The sequence below is a fragment of the Ruegeria sp. AM5 genome, assembly GCF_056540645.1.
This window is the reverse complement of sequence record NZ_JBQFXC010000002.1, coordinates 540,928-555,363: the sequence shown is the minus strand read 5'-3', so window position 1 is coordinate 555,363 and position 14,436 is coordinate 540,928. Positions and strand designations below refer to the sequence as shown.

General features: G+C 57.0%; 11 protein-coding genes. 1 reads left to right on the top strand and 10 read right to left on the bottom strand.

What is annotated here, in order from left to right:
* Nucleotides 1–59 precede the first annotated feature (59 nt).
* The 9 genes from ACR0AH_RS08365 to ACR0AH_RS08325 form a co-directional block, all read right to left on the bottom strand.
* The gene (locus tag ACR0AH_RS08365) at nucleotides 60–1,145 is read right to left on the bottom strand and encodes a hypothetical protein (protein WP_480591316.1); all 1,086 of its coding nucleotides are present in this window, start codon (nucleotides 1,143–1,145) and stop codon (nucleotides 60–62) included.
* Nucleotides 1,146–1,758: 613 nt separating this feature from the next.
* On the bottom strand, nucleotides 1,759–3,264 hold the full coding sequence (locus tag ACR0AH_RS08360) for a M81 family metallopeptidase (RefSeq protein ID WP_170732789.1): 1,506 nt from the start codon (nucleotides 3,262–3,264) through the stop codon (nucleotides 1,759–1,761).
* 1 nt (nucleotide 3,265) lies between these two features.
* Nucleotides 3,266–4,909: an amidohydrolase gene (locus tag ACR0AH_RS08355; RefSeq protein WP_480591314.1), complete on the bottom strand. Its 1,644-nt coding sequence runs from the start codon at nucleotides 4,907–4,909 to the stop codon at nucleotides 3,266–3,268.
* A 3-nt stretch (nucleotides 4,910–4,912) separates the two neighbouring features.
* Nucleotides 4,913–5,857: an ABC transporter ATP-binding protein gene (locus tag ACR0AH_RS08350; RefSeq protein WP_170407608.1), complete on the bottom strand. Its 945-nt coding sequence runs from the start codon at nucleotides 5,855–5,857 to the stop codon at nucleotides 4,913–4,915.
* Nucleotides 5,854–6,834: an ABC transporter ATP-binding protein gene (locus ACR0AH_RS08345; protein WP_170465722.1), complete on the bottom strand. Its 981-nt coding sequence runs from the start codon at nucleotides 6,832–6,834 to the stop codon at nucleotides 5,854–5,856. The genes ACR0AH_RS08350 and ACR0AH_RS08345 overlap by 4 nt, the downstream gene beginning before the upstream one ends.
* Nucleotides 6,831–7,688: an ABC transporter permease gene (locus ACR0AH_RS08340; RefSeq protein WP_480591310.1), complete on the bottom strand. Its 858-nt coding sequence runs from the start codon at nucleotides 7,686–7,688 to the stop codon at nucleotides 6,831–6,833. The genes ACR0AH_RS08345 and ACR0AH_RS08340 overlap by 4 nt, the downstream gene beginning before the upstream one ends.
* An 11-nt stretch (nucleotides 7,689–7,699) precedes the next feature.
* Nucleotides 7,700–8,638 (bottom strand): ABC transporter permease, encoded by a 939-nt coding sequence (locus tag ACR0AH_RS08335; protein WP_170422950.1) that lies wholly within the window; start codon nucleotides 8,636–8,638, stop codon nucleotides 7,700–7,702.
* Nucleotides 8,639–8,724: 86 nt separating this feature from the next.
* Nucleotides 8,725–10,290 carry an ABC transporter substrate-binding protein gene (locus ACR0AH_RS08330; protein ID WP_480591307.1) on the bottom strand — a complete coding sequence of 522 codons (1,566 nt, stop codon included), beginning with the start codon at nucleotides 10,288–10,290 and terminating at the stop codon, nucleotides 8,725–8,727.
* 25 nt (nucleotides 10,291–10,315) lie between these two features.
* Entirely contained in the window at nucleotides 10,316–12,292 is a 1,977-nt protein-coding gene (locus ACR0AH_RS08325; protein ID WP_480591305.1) for a CocE/NonD family hydrolase, read from the bottom strand.
* A gap of 131 nt (nucleotides 12,293–12,423) precedes the next feature.
* Between ACR0AH_RS08325 and ACR0AH_RS08320 the strand changes: the two genes are divergently transcribed.
* Nucleotides 12,424–13,227, top strand: a complete 804-nt coding sequence (locus tag ACR0AH_RS08320; protein WP_480591302.1) for a helix-turn-helix transcriptional regulator — start codon at nucleotides 12,424–12,426, stop codon at nucleotides 13,225–13,227.
* Between the two features lie 65 nt (nucleotides 13,228–13,292).
* Here ACR0AH_RS08320 and ACR0AH_RS08315 read toward each other — a convergent pair whose 3' ends face one another.
* Nucleotides 13,293–14,330 (bottom strand): zinc-dependent alcohol dehydrogenase family protein, encoded by a 1,038-nt coding sequence (locus tag ACR0AH_RS08315; RefSeq protein WP_480591661.1) that lies wholly within the window; start codon nucleotides 14,328–14,330, stop codon nucleotides 13,293–13,295.
* Nucleotides 14,331–14,436: the final 106 nt, after the last annotated feature.

Below are 14,436 nucleotides of genomic sequence, written 5' to 3'. Positions count from 1 at the left end.
GATTTCCAACTCGGTGGTAGGTGGATCTAAAAGGCTGAGAGTGAACCGGATAGAGGCACTTATTGTTCAATTAGCCGTCGTAGCCCGACGGCTCCGTTTTCAAGTGCAGATCGGCGGTAAGACTTCAGAGCTACCTGCAGATCGCTGAGTTCTGCATCACTCGCCTCTGAAATGCGGGTCAGGCTTGCCTCTAACCCATTGTCAGCAATCAGCATTGGTGGTCGGTAACAGGCCTCTGACCAGCGGTCCATGACGATCGGCACACAGAATCCACCCGAAGAGGACAGGGCAGATGTGATCTTGATCCGTTGATATTGTTCATAGTCAAATGGCATGAGCGGATGTATCACCTGAGCGCCCGCCAGTGCGTCAAAATACGCGGCATGCCCGACCTGCCCGCTGTTGTCCAAAGGCACGCACGTAAAGCGGGCGTCAAGCTTTCGGTCCTGGATCTCACTTTCAACCTTGGCGCGATCTCCGCCTCCTGACGGCAGGATGAAATGCAGATTCTGAAAGGCGTCCGGTCGATTGCCAAGAAGATCCAGCAGGCCAGGGTAATCACGTGTCCGCATGTTAACGTTGCCGGGGATCACGACCTGACGCGGCTGGCCCAACTTTGGTTCCGGATCATCGATCCAATAAAACGGCTCCAACGTCGCGATCCTGTCCATATGGGCTTTGCCCACCCGGCTGATCCATTCAGCCGTGACATGTGCACTCAGGCTGATGTAGCGCGCATTTGGCATCTGAAGCGTCTCGCGCAGGGGTACCATCTGGCTGAACTGATCCAGATTATGCAGGACCATGATCAATGGCTTCTTCACTCCATGCGCCCAGCTTGCCGCTTTTGGACGACTCAAAGAGGCCATGAGGACGAAGTCATGTTCGGCCGCTTCAATTGCTGCAATAGTTGACTTGATATGTTTTGGTGCATCCGCAGCCCGGTAATCCGGTGTGCTCAAAGGCACATACTCAACATCAAATTCCAATCCCGGCACCAAGGCCATGATATCTCCGCGCAGCTTTAAGATCCGGCGATGCAGAAAGATTCGTGGTCGGTACCCGTTGGCATTACAGGCGGCCACCAAGCTGGGGATGACTTCTTCATGGCGCGGTTCAAATTGTACAATTGCACAGCGCTTCATAGTTTCTTCCTGTTGCCTGGGTTGCCTCGGGCCCTCGTTTTCGGTTTGACCCTGTGGAAGTTGTCTATCGATAGCTACACTTGCCGTCTACATCCAACGCCGAACCGGTCGGATCTCAGACCAGTTTGTTTGAGCGGAGGTATCCGGTGTGATGGTGTTTCCGATCGTTGCGGTTTCGTTCACTATTCCGATAAAAAGCGGGTTTTAGCAGATCATCACAATCTGGGTCTGTAACTCCGCGGGTCTCGCGTAGATGACTGGCGTGTGATTTGGGGAATAAGGGCTCAAGACGCGCTATATGTGCGCCAGCCAACCAATATAAGTCAGACATATTCACCGCTCGATTTCGAACCGTGAATCGCGCTAGCAAGGTCCGTTCGCTGGGTCGGGATTTGCCGCAGGGTTGCTCTATCAAAGCTTGGTCGTAATGGGCTTGGGTTTCTGCCGAACAGAAGCGGTTTAAGCCCTATCTTCTGTAGGTTTGAAGCGAATGATGACGCAGCATTGTCAAAACGTGAAGCGAGAAGTTTCCAATCTCTTAGTTTACGAGCGGGATCTCGATGCAGTTTCTGCGCCTGCTATGTCGATTGCGAGCTGCGATGCGGGTGGGAAATCAATGGTTCCTGGTTTTGGGTCCACTTGTTTCGATGCGGCGTTTGCCTGCGATGTTGTAGTAGGGGATCTGGTCCAGATCGCAGAGAAAGGTGCCTGGAGCGGCAACGGCTTTCACGTCGCTTGCGATGGGTTGGAAATCCGCCCGGAAATGTGTGGTGCTTTTGACACAGATCACTGAATAGGATGTGGGATTCAGGCCGATATGGGTGAAATGAGCGCGGTCTAGGCATTGGTTGCGCACACTGGTGACGACCAAGTCTATCTTCGCGCCAGACTCTATCATCCTCAGAGCGGCCGTTTTGCCAAGCGTCGCGATGCCGCCTCCGTACATCTCACCTGAGTATCGGCAGATGCCATCTCCGATGGCCAGAACTTCGAACTTTGCCTCAACGGGGTGGTGCCCGGGCAGACCTGATTTTCCGCCGATGGCCAGGTTCAGTTTTGCGCCTTGGCCTGCACGATGCGCTTTCTCTGCGCTTTCGGCGTCGTGGAAGAGACCCATCAACACCTTCTGCGCGTCCCCCTCTATCAAAGCGGCCAGAAGTCCGGTGGTATCGGATGTGCCGCCTGCGCCTGCGTTGTCCTGTACATCCGCTAACACGAGCGGTTTGTCGCGATGCGAACGACAGGCCAGAACGGCTTCGTCCAACGACAACATAGAGCAGTCCACATCAGGTTCTCGGGCCAGAAAAAGGTCGACAATTTGATCTACTGCGGCGGTCGCTTGCGCGGCACTGGTCGCGTAGGCAACGCAGGACGGACCAGTATCGGGATAATCCGCCGCAGTAAAACCCAGCGCGATTTCTGCAAAGACATGGGTATGTTCGAACTGGGTGGGCATCTGATAAATCTCATCAAACGGTGCGGCCCAGGTGTATTGCGCGTGCAATGGGATCAAATAGGGCACCTGCCGGAAGGCTTTGTGCAGTTTCTCTCCGGCCAGTAGCCTTTGCAGAACCGGCACACATCGCGCGCCGGTTTCGCCCATATCGAGGTGCGGGTACGTGCGGAAAATTGCCAGATAGTCCGCCTGCGAGATCATCTGGTCAGAGATATTGGCATGCAGGTCCAGGCTCGCCACGACCGGAACGTCCTGCCCTACCAGATCACGTACTCGGCGCAACAGTTCTCCCTCACCATCGGCAAGGCTTTCAGTCACCATGGCACCGTGCAGGTCGAGATACACTCCGTCCAGCGGTCCCGCGCCGCGAAGGCCATCCAAGATCATAGTACATATCTTCTCGAACGCGTGATCCGTGACATGAGCGCTAGGTTCTGCCGCACACCACAGGATTGGGAAAAGCTCGAAACCTGCCTGGTTCGCGGCGGAAGAAAACCCGGCGATGGGTAGGTTCATGCCTTTGGTGTCTGCGATGACACGCGCGCCATGCAACATTTCGGGCCAGGAATCTGCCATCTCGAACTCGGGCAGACCCGCTTTGGTCGCTCCGAAGCAGTTGGTTTCGTGTTGAAATCCGGCAATGGCAATGCGTTTGGCTGTCATTCTAAAATTCCAGTTCTTTTCTGGATTTGGTGGCGCCAAACACAATCTGTCCTCGCCGGATGGTTGCAACAATCGATGTGTCGAGCAGCCGTTCAGGATCATCTAGGGGATTGCGAGAAAGGATGGCGAAATCTGCCAGTTTTCCGGGCTCAATCGAACCGCGCTGATCTTCTTTAAACACTTGCCACGCCGCATCGATAGTTTGTGCCCGAAGCGCAGACAGTACGCTGATCTTTTCCTTTTCACCCAGTTGCCGGCCGGACGCAGTCAGTCGATTCACCGCGCAATGCGCCAGATGGATTGGCCGCGTTGGCGTAACCGACGCGTCATTGTGGATCGTATAGCGTACACCGTATCGTTCCGCAGTTGCGGCTGGCGAAATCCGTTCAGAGCGTTCCGGGCCGAGGAAGGTATCGTAATGTCGGTCCCCCCAGAAATGCACATGTGCTGAAAAGAAGCTGACAGTTATTCCAAGCCGCGCCATGCGGTCCAGTTGATCGTCGCGCAGAACCTGGCCGTGGATGATTGTATGGCGGTGATCGTCTCGCGGATGCGCTAACAAGGCCTTGTCCACCGCATCGATGAACATCTCGGCCCCGGCATCCCCGTTGCAATGGCAGTGGATCTGAAACCCCATAGCGTGTAGGCGGAGAACCTCGAAATCCATGTCGACCTGCGTGGCATAGATCATGCCACAGGGGTGATCGGGGTCCAGCGACTTGTGGTAGGGCGCAGACAGATAGGCAGTCTGTAACTGGAATGCGCCATCGGTAAACAGCTTGCGCGCACCCAGCGTAAAATGTGGGTTGCCGGGCCAGTTATCGTCGATCCAGCCCTGGCTCAGAGCCGGTTCCAGATCGGCAATTGGCAATAATTCCAAATCAATGCCGGGATCCTGATCGGCACGAAGGCTGGCAAAGTGGTCGAGCATAACCTGCGATGCCCAAGCGTTCTGTGCATAAGTTACTCCGTGGGACAAATACTCATCACGGCAGGCGTTGAACCCTTGCCAGAACCTGTCCCGGCCGATCAGAAAATCAGTATCGCCCATTTCGCCCATGGCCAACAGCCCTTCGACCAGCCCCGTCAGGGCGCCGGTATCGGGGTCGCGGCCATAACGCCCTCCGGCCGGGTCCGGGGTGTCGCGATTGACGCCATGCAGCTTCAGCGCCATCGAATTGGCCGCGCCGTTGTGACCCGAAGCATGCAGAACCCAGATTGGATGCGCCGTTGAGACATCATCCAGTTCGGCCCGGGAGGGCATGCGGCCTTCTGAAATGGCGGTGTTGTCGAACAAAACGCCCATCACCCAATCGCCCTCAGGCGTCTCTTCGGCCCGGCAGCGCAGCTTTTCCAAAGCTTGCGCCATATCCATACACGCGCCGCGCGGAGGTGATGCAAGATCAACCCGAAACAGCTGGATGAAGCCGGGATCTGGGAAGTGGCCGTGCGAGTCGATGAAGGCTGGGATCAGGGTCTGGCCAGCTAGGTCATATACACCCGCATCGGATGACATCTGCCGCCGCAGCGTTGCTTCGTCCCCCACCGCAATGATGACATCGTCCCGCACCAACACCGCCTCGGGTCGGGAATTGTCGGCGTCCATCGTCAGGATGGGACCGCCAAAATAGAGTGTTTCCCTCATCCTTTAGTGACCCGGAGCAGGCGCACCCGACAAGGGTGCGAGACAGCGCAGCCCGTGGCCCGCCGCAACCTCCCATTGCGGTGTCTGTGTGCAGATGTCTTTGGCAAACGGGCATCTTTCGCGGAACTCACAGCCCGACGGGCGTTGCAAGAGGCTGGGCGGCTCACCTTTGAGCGCGATCCGTTCAAGGCGCGCATCGGGGTCCGGCTCGGGGTTGGCGCTGAGCAGGCAGCGGGTATAGGGGTGGCGCGGATCGTCGAAGATCGCCTCGGTCGTGCCTTCCTCGACCAGTCGACCCAGATACATAATGCCCATGCGGTCTGCCACGTGGCGCACCACGTTCAGGTTGTGGGTGATGATCACCATCGCAAGGCCCAGGCGTTCCCGCAGGTCATTGAGCAGGTTCAGCAGCTCACCCTGTACCGAGACATCCAGCCCTGCCGTTGGTTCATCCGCCAGGATCAGTTTCGGCTCCAGCGCCAAAGCGCGGGCGACACCAACCCGTCGTGCCTGGCCACCGGACAATTGATAGGGATAGCGGTCCGCGAAATGCACCGGCAGGTTCACCATTTCCAGCAGACGCTTGGCTTCGGCATCCAGATCGCGATCTTTCATGCCCTGAATGCGATAGGGTTCCGTGATCAAGCTTCGGATTGTCAGGCGTGGTGACAAGCTGCCCACAGGGTCCTGAAACATCATCGCCATGTCCTTGCGCAGTGGGCGCATGACCCGTTCCGGCGCACCCCGTATCTCCTGCGTGTCAAACACGACCGAGCCGGCTTGCGCCGGGGCCAGACCAGCAATCGCACGGATGACAGTTGTCTTGCCCGAGCCGCTCTCGCCGACAAGAGCATAGGTTTCGCCAGCTTCGACCTCAAAACTGACGCCAGCCAGCACGTTGACAGGGCCATAGCTGGTTTGCAGGTCGTGGACGTTCAGCAGGCTCATGTCGCGGCCTCCTCATGGTTCAGCCAGCAGGCGGCGTGATGCCCTTCTTTCAGAAGATCCAAGGGGGGAACGTCCATTGCACAGCGCGGCATCGCCTGGTCGCAGCGGTCGCGGAAGATACATCCACCGGGCAGGTTGGCCAGATCGGGTACTTCGCCCGGAATGGTTGGCAGGACCCGTGCGCGTTCCTTGATATGGCCCGGGTCACAGTCGATTAGACGGCGCGTGTAAGGGTGCTTGGGATTGTGAAAAATCTCGCGCACTTCACCGCTTTCGACAACGGCGCCTGCGTACATCACAACCACTCGGTCGCACAGTTCCGCGATCACACCCAGATGGTGCGAGATAAATAGGATGGCGCAATGGAATTCGCGCTGCAGCTCTTGCAGGCGTTCGATGATCTGCACCTCAAGCGTGGCGTCCAGCGCGGTGGTCGGCTCATCCGCGATCAGCAGGTCGGGTTTCGACATCAACGCCATGGCAATCGCGATCCGCTGCCGCATCCCGCCCGAGAACTCATGCGGGAACTGCTTTAACCGAGCCTCTGGGTCCGGGATACCGACAGCCCCCAGCATCTTTGCCGCATTGGCCAGTTTTTCCTGCTTACTAGCCTTGGACCGGTGCTGAATATCGACCATCTGCTGGCCAATGGTCAGAACCGGATTGTGGGTCTGCATCGGGTCCTGAAAGATGATCGAGATATCGGCCCCGCGCAAATCCCGCATCCTGCGTTCAGGCACTTGCAACAGATCCTGCCCCTTAAAGCGTATTTCGCCTTGCCGGAACCGCGTGTTCGGTGCGGTCAGCCGCAGGATCGACGAGATCAAGGTTGATTTTCCGCAACCAGACTCACCGACAATACCCACGATCTCACCTTTGCGGATGTCAAAGGTGATATCCCGCAATGCTTTGAGATCTCCGCGTGCCGTTTCATAATCGACGCTGAGGTTCTCGATTTCCAGAAGAGTTTCGGTCATCGCTGTTTCCTCAGTTTGGGATCAACCACGTCGCGCAGGGATTCCCCTAAAAACGTAAAGCCCAGGGTTGCCAGAATGATCGGCAGACCGCCGCCCACCACCAGCCAAGGTGTCTGTCGGATCAGGGAATACCCGTCCTTCAGAAGTGCGCCCCAACTGGGGGTTGGGGGCTTCACGCCAAGCCCGAGAAAGGACAGCCCCGCCTCAAGCGCGATTACCGTCGGGATGTCCATAGCAGCCAGGACGGCCAGAACCCCCACGATATTTGGTAGCATGTGCACACCCAAGATGCGGGCCATGCTGGCCCCCATCGACAGCTCGGCCAGAATGTACTCGGAATTGCGCAACGTCAGGGTCTGCGTTCGCGCCACACGGCCATAGGTTGGGATCGAAGTCGCCATCACCACGAACACAACCGTTTGCAAACTGGGACCGACCAGGGCCACAACGGCCAGCGCGAACATCACGGTTGGGAAGGATCGGATGGTGTCAAAGAACAACATCAACAGGTTGTCGAGCCATTTTGGCCCATACCCCGCAATCATTCCCAAGGTTAGGCCAATTACCATCGCACCAAAGACCGCAGGCAAGGCGACTTTCAATGCAACCTGACCGCCGGCAATCACGCGGGAAAACGTATCGCGGCCAAGTTGGTCCGTACCCAGAAGGTGCTCGGCAGACGGGCCTTGCAACCGGGCTTTGATATCCATGGCCACGGGATCATAGGGCACAATCCAATAGGCGAAAATCGCACAGAAGACGATGGTGCCGACAATGACCAAACCAATCAGACCCAGAGGGTCGCGGGCGACGCCGACAATGATCTGACCAAGTTCAGAACGAGATTTTTCCATTTCGGCTTTCCTCAATGCGCTTGTCTAGCGCGTGGGTCGAGCCACGCATTGATCAGGTCCGCCAGTGCGGTCGACACGACGAACAAACCGGTTGAGATCAGAACCGAGCCCATAACAATCGGGTAATTGCGGGTGGTTATGCTGTCGATCACCAGCTTGCCCAGACCCGGGCGCGCGAACACTATTTCGGCGAATACGGCCGAGCTCAGCAGGAAACCCATGCCGACGCCAATCACCGTGACAACCGGAAGAATGGCGATACGCAAGGCATAAACCATCACCACGCGGCGCTCTGCGATACCGAAGGCTCGTGCGGTCCGAACGTGGTTTTCGCCTAAGACTTCCAACATCGAGGCGCGCACCAACCGCGCGATGTAGCCCACCCAGCTTAGCCCGATGGCAAAGGCGGGCAAAACGAGGTGATCAATGCGACCCCAGAAGCCTTCGCCCGCGCCGATGGCTGGAAACCACTGAAGATGCACGGCAAAGACCAATAGCGACAGAAGTGCTACGACAAAGGCGGGTGCTGCAACAAAACTGACCGAAATCGCCGCCGCAATTCGGTCGATCAGAGTGTTCGGATGGGCGGCGGCATATGCCCCAAGCGCAATTCCCAAGGTGGCGGACCACAGGATCGACGCAAAGATCAGCTCCAGAGTGTAGGGTAGCTGCTGAAACACGATATCTGTCACGGACCGGCCCGAGAATACGTCGATTCCCAGATCGCCACGGACCAGGTTTCCATAGAATATGACCAGCTGTTTCCAGATTGGTTGATCCAGCGCCAACGCAGCGGTGAGCTGGGCCTGAAGCTCAGGTGTTGCGCGTGGCCCCAACATGATCTGGACCGGGTCCCCGGGGACGGCGCGGATCATCAGGAACATGACGGTAACCGCCACGAACAGGATAAGCAGCGCTAGCCCGAAGCGGCGGGTTGCAAACTTCAACATGAAAAGCTGGCTCCTTGTGGATGGGTGGCGAGCTGTTTTGTCCGGCGGGCGTCAAACCCCGCCGGACATAGCCGACCTTGGGGAGGTCAGGTCGCCTTGCCGAAGTACCGCAGCAGTGCCAGACCGTCGGGTCTTAGCGCGGGGGTGACACGAGCCGAATGAATCACCGGTGTCGCCTCGTGGGTGATAAAGCGGTAGGCACCACTTTCTTCCATCAGATCCTGCGCCCGCTGATACATCTCAGCGCGTTTGGCCACATCCGCTTCCTTGAATGCCGAGTTGTGAATTTCGTCAAATTCAGCGTTGCTGAACCGCTCCCAGTTCCAGATGCCGACCTGTTCGGTGGTGAACCAAGCCGTCGCATAATATGGATCGGGGGTCATCGAGAAGCGGTTCAGAACCAGTTGCAGGTTCTCGTTGTCTCCGCTTGCCCAGAATGCACCGGATTCCAGTACGTTGACTTCGACCGCGATCCCGATCTGCGCCAGAGTTGCCTGAATGATCTGAGCCGTCGTTGTGAAAGTGGTCTTGTTCAGCGTGTCCAGCGTAAGCGTCACATTGGTCTCGCCAGATTCCGCCAGCAATTGCGCCGCTTTCTCGAAGTTTGCCGCCGGAGGGACCAGAGATTGCGGGCGGTGGCCCGCAAGGCCAGGTGCGATGATGCCTGTCGAGGGTTCAGCGGCTCCAAAATAGGCCGCCTCTAGGATGCTTGGTACGTCGACTGCATGTTGAATCGCCTGACGCAGTTTTGGGTTCTGAAGCTTGGGGTGATCCAGATTCATGCCCAACCAGACATAGAACAGTGAGGGTTTCTCGACCAAAGATCCGCCATTCGGAACACCGGCCCGATAGCGTTCGACCGATCCCAGCGAAACCCGAGTCATGTCCAGTTCGCCCGCCTCAAAGGCGATCTCGGCGGTGTTTTCGTCGTCGATCGGCAGGATTTCGATTGTGTCCCATGTTGGTGCGTCACCCTTCCAATCCGGGTTGCGCTTAAGCACGGTTTTTTCTTTGGGTGACCAGCTGTCCCGCAGATAAGGGCCGGATTCAGCGACCGGATCAGCCCCGATGCGGCCCCCTGCGGCCTCGACCGCAGCTTTCGAGACGATGTTGCCGGTTATGTAGGGCAGGGCGATCGACCAAATCGGAGCAAACGGCTCGTTCAGAACGATGGTACCTTCGCGTTCGCTGCTCACTTCGACATGGCTGAACGGACCCAAATCGGGCTTGTTCGGGCTTTCGGTCGCATCGTCCACGATGCGCTCCATGCTGAATTTCACGTCTTCAGCGGTCATCGCACCGAAGCCATTGGTGAAACCGATATCATCGCGTAGGGCGAACTTGATATGGGTCGGGTCAACCTGCTCGATCATCGCCGCCGCATCCAGCTGCCAACCCCATTCCTCGCCGGGCTTGTATTGGATCAGCTTGTTGTAAATCGAGGCATGCACTTCTTCTTCGACAACACCGACGGAATGTGCGGGGTCCATGTTCTGGGCATCACCGTAGGCGCGCACCCGCAACACCCCGTCATCAGCGGCGAAGGCGCGATTGGCCCAGCTTGCAGGCAGCGCGGATGCCGCCCCAAGCGCAGTTGCCCCTTTCAAGAAGCCTCTGCGCCCGACATTTGCTTTTGTCCATTCGATTTTCATGATGTTCTCCCTTGGGTCAGATCGTTTACAGAAGCCTGCGCGGGATGGTTTCGTTCCATTCCTTTGTCAGAACTTCTGTTTTGTCCGCGCCTTCGGTGGCGCGCAGTTTTCGATGCAGATAGAAATTCTCGACGTCACAGGTCATCGCGTTTTCGGTGCTGATCTCGACCTGCCATTCGTCCCTCTCGAACGTGAAACGCCAGCCCGCCGTGAATTGCGCGGTCGCTGGGTCATCGGGATGGATCGCATAGCGCATGGCGACGTGGCTTCCGACGATGAGGCCGTGGCCGGGGTCCTGTGCTTTGCCGTAGTCGTCGAATGTCTCAAGTACGACGGTTCCATCCGCTTCTATGCGCCGTTCGGATCGGCCCGACGGCGCGCGCAGCTCGGTGCTTTGCAACGTCGGATAATCCTGCGCTGGTCCGGGATGTGCAGGATCAGCTTCCTCAGACATCGTCCGAACCGGCAAATACAGCGCCGAACCTTGCAGTTGTAACGTCACCTCTGCCGCTTCTGGCGCGGGCCAAACGATAGGCCAGTAAGCGGTAGACAGCGCAAGACGCAGGATATGACCGGGTTTCACGCGATGCGCGCACTCATTTAGTGCGATTTCCGCACTGTAGACCTGACCGGGAACCAACGCTTCAGGGGTCTCGTGGCTCTTGTAGTGCGTCAGGTTCAGCGCCCGATAGGTGATCCGCTGAGAAACCCCATCCGGGGCGACATCACACAACCGCGCTATCAGTTGGGCTACCGGTCTGTCCACGGTGAAGGACAGTTTCAGTCGCGCCCGTCCAAGCAGTTCAAGCGGCTTGTCCAGCGGTGCCGTATCGAAACAAAGCGACAGTGCGTCATCGGCTGCTTGATCTTCGGCCAACTCATTGTCGATCCGCATGCCCGGGCAGAAATACCCGCCAGCCTGTCCGATATGGGCCGGATTCGATACGGTTGTCTCGGCCGTAATGGCGACGTCGGAAAACCCACCCAATCCCAAATGCCAGACTTCATCGCTGACATTGGGCGACGGCCATTCTGTCTCGGCGATCCAGCGGCCCTGCCTGGGTTTGTTCTTTTTGCTCGGGCCAAAATGATCCTGCATATAGGTTCGGTAGGCGGGCAGGTCTTCGGCGCCATTCTGCTGCCCCTTCAGCCAGCGATCAAACCAGCCGATCACCTCGGAATGGAAATCTCCTGCCTCCAGTTTCGAGATATGCGGATAGCGGTGCTCCCACGGTCCGATCAGTGCCTTTGACGGCACGGCCAGATTTGCTGCCAGCGCTGGCGGAGCGTTGACATATGCATCCGACCAACCCGTTATCGCAAGAACCGGAGCTTGAATCGCCGACCAATCCTCGCAGACCGAGCCATGTTTCCAGAACGCGCTGCGCGTTGGATGACGCAGCCAATCGGCTGCTGAGAATGGTACATTCTCAAGTCGGGCAAGCCAGTCTTCTCGCCAATCAGATCGCAGCTCGGGGTCTGCGGGCCGTGTCAAATAGGCGAACATTTGACTGCCCCAGTTGATATTGTCGCTTAACAGGCAGCCGCCCATGAAGTGTATGTCATCGGCGTACCGATCCACGGTCGAGGCGACACTGACCACCGCCTTGAGCTCGGGCGGATGGCGAAAGGCCAGCTGCAGCCCATTGAACCCTCCCCAGGAGATACCGATCATCCCAATGTTTCCGTCGCACCAGTTTTGTGCGGCGATCCAACTCAGAACGGCTTCACCATCGCGGAGTTCTTGTTCCGAATACTCGTCGTCGAAATGCCCCTCGCTATCACCGGTTCCGGCAATGTCGACGCGGATGCAGGCGTATCCTGCCTCGGCAAATACTGGATGAGTGGTTGCATCTCGCGGCGCAGTTCCATCCCGTTTGCGATAGGGGAGGTATTCCAGAATGGCAGGTGACGGCCCGGTTTCGGGCAACCAAATTCGTGCAGCCAGTTTCCGACCATCCGGCAGGGGGATCCAGGAGTTTTCGATGATTTTTGTGGACATTCGGAGCGAGGTCCCGTTGTTGCGTTTGGTACAGCCAACCCGCATTCCGAAAATTATTGAACTGAGCTACTTTACGCGCTTTTATTCAATCTTTAGCATTATAGCGTCAAAACGCGAAAGAAATGACGCTTATGTCCGAAAGTTTTTCCGCAAATTTACGGTCTTTGTGCGCCGAGCGAGGCAATATCTCGCAAGTCTGTCGAGAAATCGGCCTGAACAGGCAGCAGTTTAATCGCTACCTCAACGGCGAAAGCTTGCCATCAGCCCACAACCTGCGCCGTATCGCTCGGTATTTCGATCTGCCTGAGGCGCAGCTTTTTGCACCTCGGGCGGATTTTGAAGAAACATTGAAAGACTCGATCGTCCGTCGGAAAGAAACTCCTGCCAGCTTGTTTGTTAAGCCGTACAGTGATCAGGTGAAGAATCTCAGACGCTATGTGGGCTTCTATCATTCTTTCTTTTGCACCCCGTCTTGGCAGGGGCGCATTTTTTGTTCTCTGATCCGACTTAAGGAGGTGGATGGCGTCGTGACGATCCGCTCGCACGAAAACGCCACGTCCCCGGACAAAAGCGTTCGGCAGATTTCGCGCTACGAAGGGCTGGTTGCCGTGCGCGGTAACAGGATCTTCGCCACCGAACATGAAAGCGGCAAGGAAGGAAGCATTGCGCAGACCATCCTTTATTCCGCGCATCGCCAACAGCTAAAATACTTGCGTGGCATGACAATGGGTGTGGCTTGGCGGCCGTTTCCACACCCTTATGCGGCGAAAACAATCTGGAAACGGCTTGATGAGCGCATTACCGCCCGTGAAGCGCTCACTGCCTGCGGTGTCTATTCAGAACAGAGTAAATCAATCGACCTGGCGGTCCGAAAGTACCTTTTGGGATCAGGCGATGCCCATTTTTCAGCGATACCAACAGAACTTGCCAATTGAGTGATGCATTTTGAAATCGCCGTTTAGTGGCGCCATTTTCGCACGGGGCGGATCCTGTTTGTGACTCAGAACCTTGTGATGACCGTCGCACCGATTGAGGTAAACTTATCCATCCCTATCAAGGCCTTGGGCGCGTCTTCCAGGCTGATTTTTTCCCCCACCAACCGGGCCGGATCCAACTTGCCATTTTTAATCATGTCGAGCATCGCGCCATAGCGATGCGCCTGCATCCCGTGCGAACCAAGCAGTTCGATCTCTTGTCCTACGATCTTTGGCATGGGTACTGCTGGCGAAGCGTGATCACCCAGCATCAGACCGACCTGAATGTGCTTGCCGCGCGGACGCAGGCAGAGGATTGAGTTGGTCATAGTGACGGGATGACCCAATGCGTCGATTGACACATGGGAGCCGCCTTTGGTGATTTCGCGGATCGCTTCGGGAACATCAGCATCTGTACCGTTAATGGTCGCAACTGCACCCAGTTCTTGCGCAAGTTCGAGTCTGGCTTCGTCTAGATCAACCCCGATGACATTGGCCCCGACGGCGGCAGCAATCATAACGGCTGACAGACCGACCCCACCGCAGCCATGCACGGCAACCCATTGACCGGCCGAGACCCTTCCCTGATCGACGACCGCGCGGAATGAAGTGGCAAACCTGCAGCCAAGGCTGGCGGCGGTTGCAAATTCCATGGTTTCAGGCAGCGCGACCAAATTAAGGTCAGCCTGATGAATTGGCACATATTCCGCGAAACTGCCCCAATGGGTAAAGCCGGGTTGCTCTTGATACAGACAGACTTGCTGATGCCCTGCGTGACATTCGCTGCACGTTCCGCAGCCGCAGACGAAAGGCACGGTTACTTTGTCGCCAACTTTCCAGTTCTTTACATCCCGTCCGACGGCTTCGACCACGCCAGCCAACTCATGACCGGGTATGTGAGGCAGCTCGATATCACTGTCATGCCCCATCCACCCGTGCCAATCGCTGCGACAAACGCCGGTGGCTTCGACCTTCAGAACAACGCCATGAATATCGGGTGCAGGGTCGTCGACAGTGACAACCTTGGGGGTTTGTTGGAACTTCTCGAACAGGACAGCCTTCATAGTGTGCTCTTTCATTTTTTCGAAAAGTTGTGTGAACCTAAACCAACTCAGCCGAACTGATCCAGCCATAGGGATGAACCCAGGTTGTGGCATTTTAGCACTATTT